Below are 18,140 nucleotides of genomic sequence, written 5' to 3'. Positions count from 1 at the left end.
TAAAAGGTGAATCCCGTATCACCCTGATCACCTGAGAGACGGGAGTCTCGAAGTCGAAGGGCAGATACGCTAATTGGGCTTCGACTTCACTCAGCCATACAAACTGAATTCTGAACACTGAGACTGAACATTAATAATGAACCTGAACCTACAAGACAAAGTCATCCTGATTTCCGGAGGTGCCAAAGGAATCGGAGGTGCTATTTCCCGGGGATTGATTGAGGAGGGTGCCATTCCTGTCATTATTGATCCCTCGGAAAAGGAGGCAAATGAAATCCTGAAGATAGCCCAAGGTAGGGCACTTCATATTCCCATCCGATTGTCCACCGAGGAGGATGCCCGACTAGCCATCCAAAAAACTGTGGATTCTCTCGGACGAATCGATGGTTTGGTCAACAATGCCGGGGCTAATGATGGTGTGGGTCTGGAAAACGGTTCGCCTGAAGCCTTCGCCAATTCAGTTTCCAAAAACCTCTTCCACTATTACTATTTGGCCCATTTTGCGTTGAGCTACCTGAAAGCAAGCAAAGGTGCGATTGTCAATATCTCCTCAAAGACCGCAGTCACTGGTCAGGGGGGGACCTCAGGATACATAGCTGCCAAAGGAGCCCAACTTGCCCTGACCCGGGAATGGGCAGTCGAACTCCTACCCTATCAGATTCGGGTCAATGCCATTCTGCCAGCAGAAGTATTCACACCCATGTACGAAAGCTGGATCCAGTCTTTTCCTAATCCGGAAGAAAAGCTGGCTGAGATCAATTCACGGATTCCATTGGGAAATCGAATGACACGAGCAGAGGAAATCGCAGCGATGGCAATTTTTCTACTTTCAGAAAAAGCCTCCCATATCACCGGACAGCATCTCTATGTTGACGGTGGCTATACCCATCTTGACCGAGCTCTTTGACACCTAACCCATGACCCAAAAACCTGCCTTAGTACCCAAAAACCTCCTTATCCCCTTTATCCTCGTCACGTCGCTTTTTGCCCTTTGGGGTTTTGCCAATGACATCACGAATCCCATGGTCGCTGCCTTCAAGCGGGTTTTGGAACTGAACAATACTCAAGCTTCCTGGGTCCAATTGGCCTTTTATGGCGGCTATTTTACGATGGCGCTTCCCGCTGCATTTTTCATCAAAAAATACTCGTACAAGACTGGAGTGCTCCTAGGCCTTGGACTTTATGCTTTTGGCGCTTGCTTGTTTTACCCAGCAGCAGCTTGGGAAAGCTATGGATTCTTCCTCGCTTCACTCTACATTTTGACATTTGGACTGGCATTTTTGGAAACAACCGCAAATCCTTATATCCTATCCATGGGTCCTGAGTCCACAGCAACGCAACGACTGAATTTAGCCCAGGCTTTTAACCCCATGGGAGCTTTAGCAGGACTTTTTGTTGCCAAAACTTTTATCCTCAATGCCCTCCAATCCAACAATACCGACGAAAATGGAAACCTGATCTTTGACACTCTGGATGAAGCAGCCAAAGCAGTCATCCGAACCAATGACCTGATGGTCATCCGCAATCCCTATGTGATGCTTGGTCTTGTTGTAATCGGGATCTTCTTGGTGATTTTAGTGGTCAAAATGCCGGAAAGCAAGGATTCCAGCGGCAAAGTCAATTTTGGTCCTACGATGAAGCGTTTACTTAAAAACCGGAACTTTGTCGAAGGTACACTTGCCCAGATGTTTTATGTCGGTGCACAGATCATGGTTTGGACGTATATCTACCAATATGCCGAATCCATTGGTATCACGACCTATGATGCGGTGAACTATGCCTACACCTCACTGGGGATTTTCTTGCTTGGACGCTGGATTTGTACCTTTTTGATGCGAAAGGTAGCTCCACGTAAGCTCTTGGTGATTTTCAGTTGCCTTGCGATGATCTTTACCTTGGGGGCTATTTTCCTTCCAGGAATGCCCGGACTTTACAGTTTGGTGCTGATCAGTTTTGCGATGTCACTGATGTTTCCAACTATCTATGGCATCGCATTGGAAGGACTTGGAGAAGATTCCAAGTTTGCAGCCGCCTATTTGGTCATGGCAATAGTCGGTGGTGCCATCATGCCTACACTCCAGGGGATGATATTGGACTGGGGAGGAAAAGGCTACACGGATGTATTGATTCTTGGCGTTCCCGAGGTGAATTTCTCCTTTTTCCTTCCCTTGACTTGTTTCTTTATGGTGTGGTTGTTTGCTGTACGTGTTAGAAATAACAGTTTGGGTTAAACCTCAACTTCATCATTCGAAATTCATCATTCGATGTTCATTATTAATGGATTGGAAAATTGAAAAATTGGAAGATTTACTAATTCATCATTCGATATTTATTATTGGAAGATTGAATGATTGGTATCAGTATAGTCGAAAGGTAAATTCAACTTCATCATTCGATATTCATCATTCGATGTTCATTATTAAAAGATTTGAAGATTGGAAAATTTGAAGATTTACTAATTCATCATTCGATATTCATTATTTTAATTTCGAATACCGAATGTCGAATATTGAATTTCGAAGATTAGAACACCATGCAAACTTTTCTCTTGATCTGCGACCTCAAAGACGAACCAGAAGCGATTCAGGCCTACGTGGATTGCCACAAGGCAGTGGCTCCTGAAATTCTGGAAAGCATCAGAACGGCGGGAGTCCTCCAAATGAGCATCTACCGCTGGCGAAACCGACTCAGCATGATACTGGTAGGAGATGAAAAATTTAGCTTTGAACGCAAAGCGGCTTTGGATCAAGCTAATCCGAAGGTGCAGGAATGGGAAGCCTTTTTAGGACAGTACCAAACCAACCTTCCCGGCACTCCCCAAAATTGGCGCTGGGCTTTAACAGAAAAACTATTTGAATTCAAAGTAGAGTGAATTTGAGATTTGAGATTTTCAACCCACAACCTATGAAAAACCCCATTCTAACCTTCGTATTTATCCTCATCGCAACAATGGCTTTTGGACAATCGCATACGCTTCCACTTTGGGAAGGTACTCCTCCCCTACAGACCGCCATGGACCTGCAGGAGGATGTGAGACAAGAAGGCATTATTCGGATCGCCAATGTGCAGATTCCAACCATCGAAGTGTATCTCCCAGCAAAGCAGATCGCAACAGGCAAAGCTGTAGTCATATTTCCGGGAGGAGGATATGGAATCCTCGCCTATGACTGGGAAGGAACGGACTTTGCCAAATGGCTCAATGCGCAGGGAATAGCGGGAATAGTGGTTAAATACCGACTTCCCATTTCCAAATCCTTGACAGATCCCAAGGAGGTTCCGCTCATGGATGCACAGCGGGCCGTCCGATTGGTCCGACAAAATGCTGAATCATGGAACATTGACCCAGCAAAGGTCGGTGTGATGGGATTCTCAGCCGGAGGGCATTTAGCCTCCACCATCAGTACCCAATACAATCATGAAGTAGCCCGAACAAAAGATGCTATTGATGTGCTTTCTGCCCGCCCTGATTTCTCGGTATTGGTTTATCCGGTAATTACCTTTCAAGATGATGCTGTTCATGGAGGATCGCGTAAGAATCTCATTGGTGAAAATGCGACTCAAGAGTTAAAAGACCGCTTTTCAGCCCAATTGAATGTGAATGGAGAAACCCCTCCAACCTTTCTTGTACATGCTCAGGATGACAAAGGCGTGCCAATCGAAAACTCCCTGCTTTACTATCAAGCCCTTCACAAAAACGGAGTCAAGGCTTCCCTTCACATCTATCCTTCCGGGGGACATGGATTTGCCTTTGGATTGGGAAAAGGGGCCGTGGAAGGTTGGAGAGAAGTCCTCCTGGCTTGGATGAATGAGACAGTGGAGTAGCCGTATGTCAGGCTGAGCGGAGTCGAAGCCCCCTTCGACTCCGCTCAGGGTGACACTAAATGAATATTACAAAAAATCGACAACATGCCTATAAAAGTAATCGCTTTCGATGCCGACGATACCCTTTGGGTGAACGAACCGTTTTTTCGCGAAGCGGAGGAAAAATTCGCCAGCCTGCTGGAAGACTTTATGCCGCAACATGCCATCATGAAGGAGCTTTACCGCACCGAAATCGACAATCTCCGACTCTATGGCTATGGGATCAAAGGATTCATGCTGTCCATGGTCGAGACGGCTTTGCGGATCTCAGATCATAAAATGCCAATTTCCATCATTGACAAAATCATCCGAATCGGGCAGGAAATGCTCGAAAAACCCGTCGAACTCTTACCCGGTGTGGAGGAAGTCCTGCAGACTCTAAATGGAGAATACCGGCTGGTCGTCGCCACCAAAGGGGATTTGGTGGATCAAGAGCGCAAACTCCGGAAGTCAGGTCTCGAAAAATACTTTCACCACATTGAAATCATGAGTGAAAAGCGGGTAGCGGACTATGAAAAACTGATCAAGCACCTGGACATCCACCCTTCAGAATTTCTTATGCTGGGCAATAGTCTAAAGTCTGATATCCTTCCTGTATTGGAATTAGGCGGACATGGAATTCACATTCCCTTTCACATCACTTGGGCACATGAAGTGGTCGAGCACGAAGTGCAGCATGAACGGTTTTATAAGCTGGAGACAATCGCAGAAGTTGTTAAAGTAATTCATAAAATTTCAGTGTAACATTTCGATAGGTAATGCATTATTCATGCATGAATTCAATCAAATCCAACTTTTGGGCACAACTCTTCATCATCTATACCCGCTACATGCTGGGGGGTGGATTTGTCTTTGCCAGCATCATCAAAATCAAAGGCAGACGATTCACTACACTCCCTCAAGAAGGCGCTGATTTCGGTACTGCCATGCACTTTTTTGAGACGATGTACCAAACAGGCCTGTATTGGCAGTTTTTGGGTTGGGGTCAGTTGATTGCAGGACTCTTACTGATGACGCAGCGGTATGCCAAACTGGGTGCTGTGGTCAACTTTCCGATTATCCTTAATGTGTTCATCATTACCATTTCCATGGATTTCAATCTGACTCCTGTGATCACCGGGATGATGCTGTTGGCCAACCTTGGTTTATTGGTTTGGCATTGGGGAGAATTAAGAACTTTGGTTAATCTTCCTCTGATTCCTGAGAAGCCTGATCGGGAAGAAAAAAGACGGATTTGGGAAGTTACCGGGTTATTACTCTTTGCTTTTACAGCTGGATATCGGATTCTAAGGGATAGTTATGATCCCATTTTTTGGTTTGGGGTCTGTTTGGTTATTGGATTGGCGGCGCTGACCCTCAGGCTTTTTGGCTCAAAACGCGATAATGCACCAATAAAGGCGAGTTGAATAACCCGTACTTTAATTCTCCAGCACCTGCTTTTCCTCCAAAAGCACTTGGCGCAGCTTTTCATAGTCTAACGCCTGAACAGCTTGATTCCCATCAATCGCCAAAGCAGCCGCAGCAGCAGCGCTTTGTCCCAAAATCATAAATACCGGCTCCATCCGGATCGAACCAAAGGCGGTATGGGAACTTGAGACACAGACTGGAACCAAGAGATTGCTACACTCTTCTTTTTTGGGAACCAAAGTCCCATAGGAAATCGAATAAGGTTGCTCAGGGTGTACTCCGATGTCCCCTTCATTTTGGACAAAGCCTCCCGGAGTCACAAAGCGCTGAGTATTGTGTGAATCCAAGGAATAGGAGCCCATTCCTACCGGTTGGGGCACTTCCTTAGCTCCCAATACATCATGCTCAGTCATCACATAGGCGCCGATCATTCGTCGGGCTTCACGCACATAGATCTGATGCGGCCAGTTGCCGTTGTCTACAAACTCATCTTTTGCCAAACCGTAATTTGCCAATTCATATCTGACTTTTTCCGGTACGCTGAGATCGTTGGCAAGGAAATACATCAGACCCTTTTGGTAGTCTTCATGTTCCTTGATGATTTCTTTTCGTCTTGTATAATTTGCCTCGGGGTAATCGTAGTTTTTTCCAATGTAATCTGTGCTAAAAGGCCCATGGTTATTGGTATCCGTCTTCAGATTGGGAATCGGGTCATACTTCCAAAAGGTCTCATCCCAACCTGCCGCATATACTCTGCCCAACAGCTCATAGCGTGCAGGATCGTAATTTTCTGGCTTCGCAAAAGGTACCCGATTGTCAGGATTTCGGCTCAGCGCCATTCGGAAATTATAGGCCTGCAATCTGCCATCCCCTTCCCCATTTTGTCCTGGAGGCTCAGCCGATATCTCTGGCAATAGGCCGGAGGAAGAATCTCCAGCGACGCGATACGCTGAAATTGAATCCATAAAATAGTGTCTGTGCTGGTAAACTCCCACCTGCACCCCATTCCATGTTTCCCCATAGACAGAATTTGACTCCCGGCCAACATGGTAAGAAACTCCCGCAGCAGCCATCAGATCTCCTTCATAGGTAGCGTCAATAAAGACTTTACCCTGATATGTTTTTCCGGAAAGGGTTCTGATTTCAGTGATTTTCCCTTCTTTCTTTGTGATTCCTGAATCCCGGTCAAGCCATTCGTCCCGATGGATTTCCAATTGATTTTCTTTGACAAAATCCTCAAAAATCTGCTCAGCTACATGGGGTTCAAAGATCCACATCGTTCGATTGTCACCATCAATTGCCGGAGTGCCCTGTCCCTTATTTCCATATTCCTCCCGCTTTTGCCACTTCCAGGCCGAATCCTGCTCGTAGTGTAGATACACCCGATGGTAAAACTCCCTTGCCAAACCACCAATCACTGCCTTATTTCCAGTATCTGTGAAACCCAAACCTCCCGAGGATAATCCTCCTAGATGCACATCCGGAGATACCACAATCACTGACTTACCCATCTTCTTAGCCTGAACAGCTGCAGTAATCCCTGCCGATGTCCCGCCATAGATGATGATATCAGCTTGGAAAACTGGCTCACTTGGCTTGCTGCAGGAGAAAATAAGAAAACTGAGAAAAAGGGAAAAAATTATCCGCATGAAGAGATGGTATGGGTTTAAGGGTTAAAGGTTAAGGGTTAAAGGTTATTGGATACCATTACTTGAACATTGATTATTGCCCATTGATAATTGATCATTGCCCATTGATCATTTCCCAAAGTCCTCAGCTTCCTGATTCAAGGCTTCATCGGTCAGAGCAGATCCAGAATTGACCAAGATTCGATATCGGAAAGTCACTGATTCTCCGTCAGCCAATTTGAAGTTTAACTCTTCTCTGCCAGCGCTCAGAGCTTTCTGCCCTAGGGTATTGGCAGCAAAAAGACCATAACCTCTGGCATGCCAATAGGTAGGATAGCCCGGGTTTTGGGAATGATCCACGATAGCCAAGGAAAGCTTTTCTCCATTAATTTCTCCGGAAAGATTGACCCATTTTCCGCGGGTTCCCCAGACATCATCGCCTTCGATTCCTTCGCTGCTTCGATACATGCCAGTCACCCCATCATTATTCAAAGTCGGAACGGCCGTAGCGATACCACTCGCATCGGTGAAGATTTCTGGTTTGTTTGAGGGATGCTCCAATTCTCTAGCCACCCGGATTCCAAGCATTCCTTCTTTGTTATCGGTAAATGAAACTTCCTGTCCATGCGCAGTAAGGGTCGTAATTCGATCGATCACTCGCTTATCCCCTTCTGCACTAAAGACAAACTGGGTAGTCTCTTTGAGCAGGATTCGTCCATCAGGAGCCACCCAATCGGCAGCTACTTCCAACTCAGCCCCTTCCCTACTTTCTTTGGTACTCAGGATTTCTGTATGGACAATGGATCCATAGCCGCTTTTCTTATCCTCTGGAATTGCATCGGAATTATTCCAAAAATCCAGACCATTGACATCGCCATAGTTAAACCAAATCCCGATATGATGGGGATGATCAACACGCTCACCTGCTCTAGGCTCGAGAGGAAAACCTCTGGTCAGATCATTTCCCTGAGCAGATTTAATAGGGTAAAGGACGGGTTTGGCTAGGGTCTCAGGATATAGATAACTGGTAAAAAGCTTTCCATCAACCAATACCTCCACTTTTCTTTCCCCATCCTTTCTCAGCAAAGTCACAGCGCTTTCCTTTTCCATTTCATCCGAATCATGAGTTTCATTTCCACCTGAACAAGCAGAAAATCCTAAAGCTATTAAAACCAGACCAGCCCAAGAGCTGGTCTTTATTTTATGATACATGGCAAATTCAGTTTAGTATTGGAATACTTTTCCACCTGCAAGGACTTCTTGCTTTTCTTCATCGAAAGTCACAAACTGCCCAGTCCGTAGGGCCGCTGTAGTCATGATATTGGCGATGGAGTGATTGTAACCGGCCATCACGTCAGCATTGGGCTTCTTCCGGGTTCGGATGCACTCCATCCAATTGCGCATGTGAGCGGAAGTCATGTCATCTGCTCCGGTATTGGCTCCGGTTTCCACTTTTACAGCTTCACCCAAGGCCATCTCAGGAAGTAGATTCTCCTTCATACCCATGCCTCTGGCTTGATTTTCCCGAAGGCCACCATTGGGAGAGATCATATTGGTATCCAGATTCAGTTCGCCAGCATTGGAGTAATAGATTTCCTTGGTGCCTCCAGCAGAATTGGTAAATCGGGAAGAATAAATGACTTGAAAGCCTTTGCTCTGGTCATTGAGTGGTCCATAGTCGAAGACAGCAGTCATGGTATCAAAATTTTGCCGACCGTCTTTCCAGAGATAAATCCCACCATTGGCAGCCACACTTCTCGGGTGAGGCAGGTCTGTAAACCAATGAACGGTATCGATCTGATGCGCCATCCATTGTCCCGGAATACCTGAAGAATAAGGCCAGAACAATCGGAATTCAAGGTATTTCCTTGGATCCCATTCGGCTTTGGGCCGGTTCATCTGATAGCGGTCCCAGTCTGTATCCTCTTTCCGAATCTGACTGGCAAGCTCTGCTCGTCTCCATCTTCCAGGTTGATTGACATTCCAAGTCATCTCAACGGCCACGATATCACCGAATTTCCCCGCCTTGATAAAGTCATGCGCTTGGTGATAGTTGATCCCACTGCGGCGCTGCGAACCTACCTGCACGATTTTTCCGGTACGGAGCACCGCCTCTTTGGCGGCTCGGTTATCGGCCATGGTTTCTGCAAAAGGCTTTTCCACATAAGCATCTCTTCCTGCTTCCACGGCTTCCTTGCAATGCAAAGCATGCTGAAAATCGGCTGTACTGATGATTACTGCGTCTACGTCCTTACGGTCGTAAAGCTCCTCATTGTTTCGGGCAGTTGCGATGGTCAATCCGGTCTTCTCTTTGACAAAAGCCACCGCTTCATCCCTTCTTCTGCTCCAGATATCGGATACTGCCGTAAACTGGAAGTTCATTTCCTTGGCATGAATCTGCATGGCTGGAACTAATGCTCCCCTGCAGCGGTCTGAAAAGCCTACAATGCCGACATTGACACGATCATTGGCACCGATTATTCGGCTGTAACTTTTTGGAGAAAATGCCATGGCACCAAGGCTGAGGCCGGCAGTAGTGAGCGCTGACTTTTTGAGAAAGTCTCTTCTTGAATTGTCGTTGTTCATGGTATTTTGGGGTTTTTATGTTCGGGGTTCAGGTTCAGGGTTCAGAGTTAAGGGTTAATCGGTTTTTTGAAATCACTTCATTATTCAGTATTCGATGTTCGACATTCGAAATTCGAGGTTAAGAGTTAAAGGTTAAAGGTTAATCGGTTTTTAGAAATCACTTCGATATTCGACACTCAACATTCGATATTCAAAATTTGAAATTCGATTATCTTCAAGGTTATCAGACTAAGCACCTGACTGAAAAAAGTCAGGAAGTTGGAATCCTCAGGTTAACCCAGTTTATATTGACCATTGATGTCAGCGACTGATTACTGGGACTTCATACTGCCACTGATCACTACTTACTTCCCACAACCAAGCCCTCAAACAACTCCAACTGCTCTTTCAAAGCTGCAATTCGGTCAGCAGGTTGAGTACGGGCTTCAAGCAGGATCCATCCACTATAATTCATTTCTTTGAAAAGCTTGAAAAGCTGGGGATAGGGATAATCGCCCACATTGAATTCCCGAACGTGAACGGTATCTCCAAACCATTTTTTCACACTGTGAAAATTGGCTTCCAATCCGGGAGGCAGTAGATCTTCAGCATTGCAATTCCAGCAGATTTTGACATTCGATTCAGTCACCTGATCAAAAATCTGCTTCATCACGGGAAGCTCCTGAGTGGTCGTTCCGTGCACCTCAACCCGGATCAGTTGTCCATAGTCCTGAGCATACTTTCCGACTTCATTGAATGAAGCGCCAATCTGGGCAATGGTCTTTTCGGGGCTGACGTCCTTCGGCATCGCATTTGGCTTTACTTTTAGGCCTGTGGCCCCGATATCATGACATAGTTTGATATATGCTTTGGTCCCCTCGATATTCTCCTTGAGCTTGGCTGGATCGGGACTATGGTATTCATAATTGCTGCCATAGCCGAGGCAATTCACCGGACTATCGGCAAAGCGCTTTTTCACCTCTTCGCGCTGTGCTGCATTGAGATTGGTTTCTACTCCATGTGCATGCTGAGTTCTCAATTCCACACCCAAAACACCTGTTTTCTCACAATTGGCAATCAAAGTGGGAAGATCCCAGTCCTTGCCCCATTCGTAGGTAACGAGACCAAACCTCATCCCATCACGCCGAGGTTCTGAGAAGGAAGGAAGAAAAGGTAGGGTGGACAATCCAACACTTGCTGCTAGCGATTTTTGAAGAAAACTTCTTCGGGACAGGGCTATTTCTATCATAGCTAATTATACCAATAAAAAGCGGGAGGGCTGTCCTGAACCCCCGTTAATCTTCGGAAACGATTGAGGAAGAAACGGCTTGCAGATCGGATTTTAGCAGCTTTCCTATCGGAAAATCCTAAAAACCTGGAATTTTTTCCACCAAAATCTCCACGCCAGCCTTGTCAAAATAGGTACAGGTCATCCTTTCGAGGTCAACGGACCATTTTTCAATTCCAGACTCGGCACAATGCTGACAAAAAGTAAAATAATCCGTCTCTCCCATTTGATGGATTTTTAGAGAGTGGATGAATTTTTCCGGATCGCTAAGACTTGCTATTTCCAAGTCTTTATACTTCGGTTTGGATTGGATTTGAAATTCATTTGCACCAAAATACTGCGTATGACTATCTCTGACCCAAGTCTGAAAACCCAACACACCGAAGCCTTTGATCTCCTGAATATAAGCTGGAAACTCGGTCCCGGTTTTGACTTTGGCGTGAGCAGATTCTATTTGTTCTATGGTAAACATGTAGTGATTCAGTTTTAACTAACAGTGAAAAGATTAAACCCTTACAACCGATACAAGGCTATAATTTACTCGTTTATAAATAACTATAGAAAGCTTAGAACTCATCCAGGCATCTGTACCTCGCTCATGGCTATCCGATTGCATGTCAGTAACACTTCCTGCAACTCTGAACCTTTGGACCGAAGCGGATCGATCGCCTTGACCAGATTTGCCCTCAGCTGATACAAGTCTTCCCTATTGTACTTTTTGGACTTTTTTACAAGTTCAAGTTTCATCAGTGCTTCTTGTTGATTTTGTTTTGGATTAAACCAACCATTCAATTCTGAGCATTGATGACACACTCCGTTTTTGTTAATGAGGGCACATCGATTGTCAAAAATTTCCGTCATAGTCTTCCTGCCATCCTGGAGCAGATATTTCACAACGCCTTCAGTTTTGTCCAGAATCTGAGTTATTTCAGTAACCGAAAAATCATAAACATCTTTCAGTATCAAGGCGATTTGATTTTCGATAGGGAGGTTTTTGGAAATACAGGTAAAGCAAGTGTCAATATGCTCCTTCATATCATATTGGGCAGCACTTGAAGTTTCATAAGTCCGAGTGATGACTGACCTAAGCGTATCATTTTCCAGCACCAGTTTTTTGGCCTGCTCGCTTACATCCGCTGTCCATCGTTTGGAACGCTTCAGGTGATTGTAGGCAAAGTTTGTGGCAATCTGGAAAACCCATGTCTTCAGCGAAGATTGTCCTTTGAAGGTGGACAGCTTTTCAAAAGCTACAATAAACGTATCATGGGTGATGTCTTCTGCATCAGTTCTGCTGGCCAAAAGACGGTACAAATAGGATTTCAATTGATTTTGAAATCCGGAGAAAAGCACCTGAAATGCGCGGATGTCTCCACCCAGCGCTTTTTTCAAAGTTTGTTCATCATTCATCTCAAGTGAATCAGTTCAATTTAACAACTGCTGGACTCAATTTACTCGGACGTCTCTGCGGACTACACATGTCATTATCTCCCGGACGCTCTCCAAAATATAATTTCCCTTCTTTATCCATGGAAAGCAAATCATAATCACCTGGACATTGCTTGACCGATTGCCATGCTGAGCAACCATTCAAAGAGATGTCTTTTTCTACATCAAGGCTAAGATTACAAGGGCAAAAACCAAATGCATGGATTAGATTTTCATCCGTAGTTTTCAGTGTGACAAACTTCTTTTCTTCATAGAAAACAGCCTCATAGGTATCAGGAAGCATTGCAGATTTCCTTTGCAATTTATAGTTGCCGAAGGTTCTGAATTCGAAGACCTTCAGTTTCATATCGGGATCAAGGGATAGCGTGAAAACCAGAGTCCATTTCCCTTTGTCAAAAGTAAATTTCCTCTTCCCCCAAGCTTCCCCATACGGATAGGGCATGGGATCAGCATAGGTTCCTGTCAGGTTTTCCAGCTTCGATTTCAGGTTTTCTGTCCTTGATTTAAATGACAATACTACTGCCAAAGCAAGCAGTGCCAAGAGTACTATTGAAACATTCCTTTTCATGATTTTAAGCTTTTGGGGTTAAAATCACTTTTCCGGTCGTTTCTCTGGCTTCCACTTGCCGATGCGCTACAGCCGCATCTTCAAGTAAAAAAGTTTTGTTCGTGGAGATTTTCAAATCCCCATTTGCCACCATTCCGATCACTTGTCCCATTGCTTCCTGCCAAATGGGCATTTTATTGGAAATATAATGGGCCAGATTGAAGCCGGATTGGGTGAGGTTTTCATCCACAAAATATTCGGGATGAATACTTCCCTGCACCCCGCTTGCACATCCATAGACAATCAAATGTCCTCCTGTAGCCAGTGACTTTATGGTCTCATTGTAGACATCCCCACCTACCGTTTCAAAGGCAATGTCCACTCCTTTTCCATTTGTAAAATTTCGCAATTCAGCGCTCCAGTTTGGTTTGGAATAATTAAGAATCAGATCGGCACCGTTGGCCACGGCAAGTTTCAGCTTTTCATCCGAACTGCTCGCAGCTATTACTTTGGCTCCGTTTAGCTTTGCAAGCTGAACCAACAGGGAACCCACCCCACCAGAGGCTGCAGTGATGAGGACGGTCTTGCCTTTCACATCTTTTGCCACCTGCGAGATCATGAGTTGGGCCGTGGAACCTTGTACAAAAATCCCAGTGGCCGCTCTAGAATCAATCTCTTCCGGAATGGGAATGCAAAACTGAGCGATCGCACAAACGTAGTCCGCATACCCTCCACCCGACGGAAGAATAGCCAAAACTCTGGTTCCTATGGAAAAGGGCTCAGAGACTCCCGGTCCGGTATTGATAATTTCCCCTACCACTTCCGAACCCAGGACAAAAGGCAATGGGGTGGATTGAAAATACCTGTTTCGCCTGCGAAGTGTATCGGAGTAATTTACCCCGATCGCTGCTACTTGAATAATAATTTCCCCGGCCTTAGGCTCAGGAAGTGCTGTGTTGATCAGCTTCAATACCTCAGGTGAGCCGAATTGATCGAAAATTACCTGTTTTGCTGTTGTTGTCATCGGTATAGATTTTTGGTTTATACAGCTCTGACAACTGAGCACTGGAAAACGGATGAAAAAATGAAAAATAGTTTTTTGAAGGTGTTTTGGAGTGTGAAATGCGTGCTTTCGCTGAATACCACTGAATGGGTGATTCCTTCCTGTTCAAAGTTTGACCTAAAATGCAAATAGGTTTTCAACTGCACTACAAAGGGTAAGTTTCAGCTTTTACCACTGCATAAACCTAATTCCGACCTGATTGTCTGCAATGGCAAACTCTTTAGCACCCCAAGGGCGAAGGGTCACTTTATTGAGATTTGGATGTAAAAATTGTGGGTGTGAAGCCGAAACACTTGCAAAGACTTCGTCAATGTTTTTGGTCTCAATCCTCAATTCCGGAAAGTGTTCTTTGGCCAATTGCTCATCCTGAAATAGCATAATTCGGATACCATCCTTCCCAAGAACACAGTAAGGATTGGATGACTTAAGCTCCTGATGCTCAATTTCAAACTGAAGACAATCTACAAAAAACTTTAAGCCATCTCTAATGTCGATATAAAACACACTGGGAATGATTCTTGTAAAATTCATGATTTAAATTTTGGGGAAATTGGCGTATTATTTCAAAATCCTACTTACGCTAAAACTAAATAAAAATGGAGACAGAAATACATCCCCTTGAAATCGAAGCAGAAGATTCTTTGATGATTTTGACTCATCGCTTGTCAGCTAGGCAAAACTCAAATCCTTTGATTTGAAAACTTTTGGACTTTACCAAAACCCCAGCGAACAGGAATTTATAGTACTTTTGATACAATGCCTTTCCTCAAAAAAATCACGGAGCAATCCAAACCATCCGTATTTGTTGCCGGATTAATTTTTCTACTCCTCTACTGGTATTTTGCCTTCGACGGCATCACGTTCTCTGATGATGTCTTTTATCTGTTGGCTGGAAAGAAGTTTTGGGAAGGGACTATGGAATTCAATGCCTATCATTTCTCCACACGCTGGGGAGCTTACGTTCCTTCAGGTTTGCTTGGCTATCTTTTTGGCCTAAAACCCCATTTAATTTCCTTGGTTTCGCTGGCAAGTTATTTGGCGACTTTGGGCTTAGTGATGTACCTACTCCCCGATAAGTCCAAGTCTTGGATCTTGCTGCTATGGTTTTGCACTCAGGTATATTTTCTTCACTTTCTGACCAAGGTTTATCCTGATACGCTACTGGTATTTTGGACAGTGCTTGTCCCTTTTGCTGCAGTCTTTCGATCAAAAAAGCCCTTCTTTGCCGCTTTGGGGCTTGTTTCGGGTTTGTTTTTCGGCTTTCTGACCAAAGAAACCATCGTCTTTTTGGCACCATTACCTATATTACTTTTTTTCTTTGACTGGAAAAAGGGCAAGCAAAATCTACCCTTCTATTCTGCCTTGCTGGGATTGGGGATAGTTTTTGGAGCTCTTTATTTGGGTTATTTCTGGATCAAATTTGGAAGTCCCTTTTATCGATTTGAGTCCATTCAGGATGGGCATTACATCTCCGAATTCACTTATGCTGACAAGAGTGGATGGATCATGCTGAAGCGATTGACCATTCTTCCCATCATCACTTTTGTGGAGCGATCCTACTGGATTTGGATTGTTTTTTCCATTCCGGGCTTGGTAAAGGTTTGGAAAAAACCGGAAAGTCCGGGACTGGAATTTGCCCTTTCACTTGTCAGTTTACTTACCCTGTTTTGGGTTATGAGTACTAATTTCAGATTTTATAATCCTCTGTATCTGAATCCTCGACACCTGATTATTTTAATTCCAACTTTAGCCTTTTTGATCGCTTTAGGCTGGGAAGAATGGACCAAAAACAACAAACTGAAACTTTGGATGAATGGGCTGATTCTGCTGGGAGTAGGCATCAGTATCTTTCAGCAAGATTGGAAAATAGCAGGCTTTCAGGCAGCCTTCCTTGGTATACTGATTACACTGCAGGGTAAAAAATTTATTTGGGTTACCGCTGTTCTTCTTCTAATCCCTGCCTTCCTCGCCGTCAACTACCAAAAGAATATCAAGGAATATGATCAATTGATGGAAACATTGACCAGCGAAACTTCAATTGAGTCTACGGATACAATAATCCTTACCAACAATTTCATCGATTTCAGCAAGGAAGTTCTGTTGCCAGAAAACAAACCAGCACAAAACTTACTTTTCCCAATCGAAAAACTGGATTCCCTCAAGTCTATTTCTCCAAAAAAAGTCACAGTGCTGCTCTATGACTATTACCAACATGCCTATCCCAAGGAGCAAGTGGATGTAGATGCTTTGGAGCTTTGGCTACAGGAGCAAACCCTGATCAGCGAAGAGCGTCAGGGTAAGGTGTGGATTCGAAGATATCTGACGGAATAGTGAATTAATAAAATGCCGCTGAAGGCAAGACTGCCGTTCGGACTGTGCTCCCCTTGTCATCGACCTCTGTCCAGGCAAAAAAGAGCTTATCCTTATAAAGCTCTAGTTGCGGGAAACCGCTTTTTCTACCTGGATCCATCCTGGCTATTCTTTTTGGCGAACCCATTTTACCATCCAAATCTATCCGTGCTGCCTGTAGGTATGTCGTGTCAGCTATCGTCTCCATCCAAGAGACTACCCCAGCTCCCTCATCCAAAAGTGCCACATCCACCCGTCCGATCACTCCATTCCCTTCCAATGTCACGGGCTGTCCAAATGAAGCGCCTGAGTCCGTCGAGAAGGCAAACTTCACTTCTGGAACTTCCTTCGGTGCTGTAAACCAAGCTACCAAAAGCGTATTTCCAAGCGCAGCCGCTTTTGGACCATTTACCGGGCAGCCGGCGATCTCCCAGCCATCGGCATGGATGATGTCAGGTTCGGTCCATTTGCCATTCACCAGCCGAGTGATGGCAATGTCCCGAATCTCCCGATCGGATCTATTTCGGTAGATGACCACAGGACCTTGAGCAGTCAGGGCACTAGTCGTCTGGCAACAGTCGCAGGTCTTGGCATCCAAAAGTTCATCCCATAGTACTCGTCCATCCAGCGCAACTTCCGCAGCCCGGATGCTCATCGCTCCAGAATGCCCAGCATGATCATGTCCTCCTTCACCGGTCTCGCGACCATCTAACCATGAAACAAAATAACTGCTATCGGTATACCCAAATGAGGAGACGAAACCATGCTCAGTAAAGGTAGAATCTACATGAAGTGGAAGTCCCGTTTTCCAGTTTGATGATCCTTTGGGAAGTACATTGAGTTTGACGTCATAAGAGAATGTTGCCCCGGAGGATTTTTGGAGAAGATGACTAAGCAGGTTTCCCTTGTTTTGAACGATCGCAGGGAAGTCTGCCCAGTTTACAAACCAGTCCGTACCACTGCTGATGACCTTTGGTTCAGTCCAGCGATCTCCATCCAGAAAGGCATAAGAAAATGTGGCTAAGCTGTCGTTTACTCGACTCACCCAAGAAAAAACCAAACTGTCCCCATCCGATGAAAGTACAGGGAGAGATGAATTTGCTTCACCCGGAAACGGAATTTCCCGCAGGTCCATCGCAGCATCTTGTGGGGAACTACAAGCACTCACTCCAATTAAAATCACTGAAATAAAGATTGAGGTAATCCGATTCATGGTTTTGATGCGATAAGTTGGGGAATACTGCTGACAACGCTCCAATCCACTTGGCCTACTTTTCGAAATACTTCCCTGCCTTCGGGATCAAGGACGATTGTGGTAGGAAGCGCATAGATTCCAAAATCCGAAATGTCTCCAGTCTCCAATCTGAGCAATTCCAGTCCAGTTTGATGTTTTTCCTGAAATTTTTGGATTTGCTCCAAGCTTTCATCTGAGGCGATAAGAATCTCGGTGCTGTCATTTTCCAGTCTTGGCAAAGCTTCTTTTAATTCAGGAAATTCAGCCAGACAAGGCTTGCACCAGGTCGCCCAAAAATGGAGAACTTTCCAGTTTTTAGCAGAAGTATCATCCAGTAATTCCCCATTGATTTTTTGAAAGACAGGGAATTCAACCTGTGGAGCTAAACGCTGATTTTCTGGAGATTCTATCGTCTTTAGCTCCTCAGTTTTGCTTTGGCAAGCGGACAAAAAACAGGCTAATGGAACCGAAAACAACACAAATTGATAGGAAATTTTTAACAGGCGCATTGGGAAAAGCTGAACGAAGTCCGGAGACAGATGCATTTTTATTGAGGGATAAAGATAAGCCTCATGTAAATTGATTTGGTACTTTCCATATTATGAATATCAGCAATGTCAACACTAGGTAAATTTAATTAGTAGATATGAAGGTCAATGTTTGGTAGCCTAAGATCCGAAGGATCGTAACAATTCATATCTGTCCGCCGAGGCGGAACCCCCGGTGTAGCCGTGGGCAAAGTCAATATTAGT

The 18,140-nt window shown here is 44.8% G+C and carries 18 protein-coding genes; 7 read left to right on the top strand and 11 right to left on the bottom strand.

The genetic code is table 11. The features are described from left to right. Positions 1-136 precede the first annotated feature (136 nt). The 6 genes from DK188_RS11630 to DK188_RS11605 all read left to right on the top strand — a co-directional run bounded on the left by DK188_RS11630 (position 137) and on the right by DK188_RS11605 (position 5,267). Positions 137-907 (top strand): L-fucose dehydrogenase, encoded by a 771-nt coding sequence (locus DK188_RS11630; protein ID WP_111671000.1) that lies wholly within the window; start codon positions 137-139, stop codon positions 905-907. 10 nt (positions 908-917) lie between these two features. Next, complete coding sequence (gene fucP / locus DK188_RS11625) at positions 918-2,231, top strand: L-fucose:H+ symporter permease (protein ID WP_111670999.1); 1,314 nt, start codon at positions 918-920, stop codon at positions 2,229-2,231. 302 nt (positions 2,232-2,533) lie between these two features. Then, positions 2,534-2,872 carry an L-rhamnose mutarotase gene (locus DK188_RS11620; protein ID WP_111670998.1) on the top strand — a complete coding sequence of 113 codons (339 nt, stop codon included), beginning with the start codon at positions 2,534-2,536 and terminating at the stop codon, positions 2,870-2,872. 32 nt (positions 2,873-2,904) lie between these two features. After that, on the top strand, positions 2,905-3,822 hold the full coding sequence (locus DK188_RS11615; RefSeq protein WP_111670997.1) for an alpha/beta hydrolase: 918 nt from the start codon (positions 2,905-2,907) through the stop codon (positions 3,820-3,822). An 84-nt stretch (positions 3,823-3,906) separates the two neighbouring features. Continuing rightward, positions 3,907-4,605, top strand: coding sequence for an HAD family hydrolase (locus DK188_RS11610; RefSeq protein WP_111670996.1), 699 nt, complete (start codon positions 3,907-3,909; stop codon positions 4,603-4,605). 29 nt (positions 4,606-4,634) lie between these two features. Then, positions 4,635-5,267 (top strand): hypothetical protein, encoded by a 633-nt coding sequence (locus tag DK188_RS11605; RefSeq protein WP_111670995.1) that lies wholly within the window; start codon positions 4,635-4,637, stop codon positions 5,265-5,267. Positions 5,268-5,279: 12 nt separating this feature from the next. On the opposite strand, the gene DK188_RS11600 is transcribed toward DK188_RS11605, so the two are convergent. The 9 genes from DK188_RS11600 to DK188_RS11560 form a co-directional block, all read right to left on the bottom strand. Then, entirely contained in the window at positions 5,280-6,917 is a 1,638-nt protein-coding gene (locus tag DK188_RS11600; protein ID WP_111670994.1) for an FAD-dependent oxidoreductase, read from the bottom strand. Positions 6,918-7,025: 108 nt separating this feature from the next. Further along, complete coding sequence (locus DK188_RS11595; RefSeq protein ID WP_232825720.1) at positions 7,026-8,108, bottom strand: DUF6807 domain-containing protein; 1,083 nt, start codon at positions 8,106-8,108, stop codon at positions 7,026-7,028. A gap of 12 nt (positions 8,109-8,120) precedes the next feature. Continuing rightward, a complete protein-coding gene (locus DK188_RS11590) occupies positions 8,121-9,482 on the bottom strand; it encodes a Gfo/Idh/MocA family oxidoreductase (protein WP_111670993.1) in 1,362 nt (453 codons plus the stop codon). A gap of 340 nt (positions 9,483-9,822) precedes the next feature. Next, positions 9,823-10,710 carry a sugar phosphate isomerase/epimerase family protein gene (locus tag DK188_RS11585; RefSeq protein WP_111670992.1) on the bottom strand — a complete coding sequence of 296 codons (888 nt, stop codon included), beginning with the start codon at positions 10,708-10,710 and terminating at the stop codon, positions 9,823-9,825. 118 nt (positions 10,711-10,828) lie between these two features. Then, positions 10,829-11,221: a DUF1398 domain-containing protein gene (locus tag DK188_RS11580; RefSeq protein WP_111670991.1), complete on the bottom strand. Its 393-nt coding sequence runs from the start codon at positions 11,219-11,221 to the stop codon at positions 10,829-10,831. A gap of 101 nt (positions 11,222-11,322) precedes the next feature. After that, the gene (locus tag DK188_RS11575; RefSeq protein WP_232825719.1) at positions 11,323-12,138 is read right to left on the bottom strand and encodes an RNA polymerase sigma factor; all 816 of its coding nucleotides are present in this window, start codon (positions 12,136-12,138) and stop codon (positions 11,323-11,325) included. Positions 12,139-12,166: 28 nt separating this feature from the next. Further along, positions 12,167-12,763: a hypothetical protein gene (locus tag DK188_RS11570; protein WP_111670989.1), complete on the bottom strand. Its 597-nt coding sequence runs from the start codon at positions 12,761-12,763 to the stop codon at positions 12,167-12,169. Between the two features lie 4 nt (positions 12,764-12,767). Beyond that, complete coding sequence (locus DK188_RS11565) at positions 12,768-13,766, bottom strand: quinone oxidoreductase family protein (protein ID WP_111670988.1); 999 nt, start codon at positions 13,764-13,766, stop codon at positions 12,768-12,770. Positions 13,767-13,973: 207 nt separating this feature from the next. Beyond that, positions 13,974-14,336 (bottom strand): VOC family protein, encoded by a 363-nt coding sequence (locus DK188_RS11560; protein ID WP_111670987.1) that lies wholly within the window; start codon positions 14,334-14,336, stop codon positions 13,974-13,976. Positions 14,337-14,561: 225 nt separating this feature from the next. On the opposite strand from DK188_RS11560, the gene DK188_RS11555 reads away from it, so the two are divergent. After that, positions 14,562-16,136, top strand: a complete 1,575-nt coding sequence (locus DK188_RS11555) for a hypothetical protein (RefSeq protein WP_111670986.1) — start codon at positions 14,562-14,564, stop codon at positions 16,134-16,136. Between the two features lie 4 nt (positions 16,137-16,140). Here DK188_RS11555 and DK188_RS11550 read toward each other — a convergent pair whose 3' ends face one another. Beyond that, complete coding sequence (locus DK188_RS11550; RefSeq protein ID WP_111670985.1) at positions 16,141-17,367, bottom strand: hypothetical protein; 1,227 nt, start codon at positions 17,365-17,367, stop codon at positions 16,141-16,143. Beyond that, entirely contained in the window at positions 17,364-17,933 is a 570-nt protein-coding gene (locus DK188_RS11545) for a TlpA family protein disulfide reductase (RefSeq protein WP_111670984.1), read from the bottom strand. Before DK188_RS11545 ends, DK188_RS11550 begins: the two co-directional genes overlap by 4 nt. Positions 17,934-18,140 lie beyond the last annotated feature (207 nt).

The sequence above is a fragment of the Algoriphagus litoralis genome, from assembly GCF_003259255.1.
In the GTDB taxonomy this organism is placed as follows: domain Bacteria; phylum Bacteroidota; class Bacteroidia; order Cytophagales; family Cyclobacteriaceae; genus Algoriphagus; species Algoriphagus litoralis.
Note: the sequence above shows the minus strand (reverse complement) of the source record. Positions and strands in the feature narration are given on the sequence as shown.

Excerpts from the sequence above, each read along its gene's own strand:
- DK188_RS11570 (WP_111670989.1), bottom strand. The coding sequence starts at position 12,763 with ATGAAAAGGAATGTTTCAATAGTACTCTTGGCACTGCTTGCTTTGGCA.
- DK188_RS11560 (WP_111670987.1), bottom strand. The coding sequence starts at position 14,336 with ATGAATTTTACAAGAATCATTCCCAGTGTGTTTTATATCGACATTAGA.
- DK188_RS11545 (WP_111670984.1), bottom strand. The coding sequence starts at position 17,933 with ATGCATCTGTCTCCGGACTTCGTTCAGCTTTTCCCAATGCGCCTGTTA.
- DK188_RS11555 (WP_111670986.1), top strand. The coding sequence starts at position 14,562 with ATGCCTTTCCTCAAAAAAATCACGGAGCAATCCAAACCATCCGTATTT.
- DK188_RS11605 (WP_111670995.1), top strand. The coding sequence starts at position 4,635 with ATGAATTCAATCAAATCCAACTTTTGGGCACAACTCTTCATCATCTAT.
- DK188_RS11600 (WP_111670994.1), bottom strand. The coding sequence starts at position 6,917 with ATGCGGATAATTTTTTCCCTTTTTCTCAGTTTTCTTATTTTCTCCTGC.
- DK188_RS11580 (WP_111670991.1), bottom strand. The coding sequence starts at position 11,221 with ATGTTTACCATAGAACAAATAGAATCTGCTCACGCCAAAGTCAAAACC.
- fucP (WP_111670999.1), top strand. The coding sequence starts at position 918 with ATGACCCAAAAACCTGCCTTAGTACCCAAAAACCTCCTTATCCCCTTT.
- DK188_RS11610 (WP_111670996.1), top strand. The coding sequence starts at position 3,907 with ATGCCTATAAAAGTAATCGCTTTCGATGCCGACGATACCCTTTGGGTG.
- DK188_RS11615 (WP_111670997.1), top strand. The coding sequence starts at position 2,905 with ATGAAAAACCCCATTCTAACCTTCGTATTTATCCTCATCGCAACAATG.
- DK188_RS11590 (WP_111670993.1), bottom strand. The coding sequence starts at position 9,482 with ATGAACAACGACAATTCAAGAAGAGACTTTCTCAAAAAGTCAGCGCTC.
- DK188_RS11565 (WP_111670988.1), bottom strand. The coding sequence starts at position 13,766 with ATGACAACAACAGCAAAACAGGTAATTTTCGATCAATTCGGCTCACCT.
- DK188_RS11585 (WP_111670992.1), bottom strand. The coding sequence starts at position 10,710 with ATGATAGAAATAGCCCTGTCCCGAAGAAGTTTTCTTCAAAAATCGCTA.
- DK188_RS11550 (WP_111670985.1), bottom strand. The coding sequence starts at position 17,367 with ATGAATCGGATTACCTCAATCTTTATTTCAGTGATTTTAATTGGAGTG.
- DK188_RS11630 (WP_111671000.1), top strand. The coding sequence starts at position 137 with ATGAACCTGAACCTACAAGACAAAGTCATCCTGATTTCCGGAGGTGCC.
- DK188_RS11620 (WP_111670998.1), top strand. The coding sequence starts at position 2,534 with ATGCAAACTTTTCTCTTGATCTGCGACCTCAAAGACGAACCAGAAGCG.
- DK188_RS11595 (WP_232825720.1), bottom strand. The coding sequence starts at position 8,108 with ATGTATCATAAAATAAAGACCAGCTCTTGGGCTGGTCTGGTTTTAATA.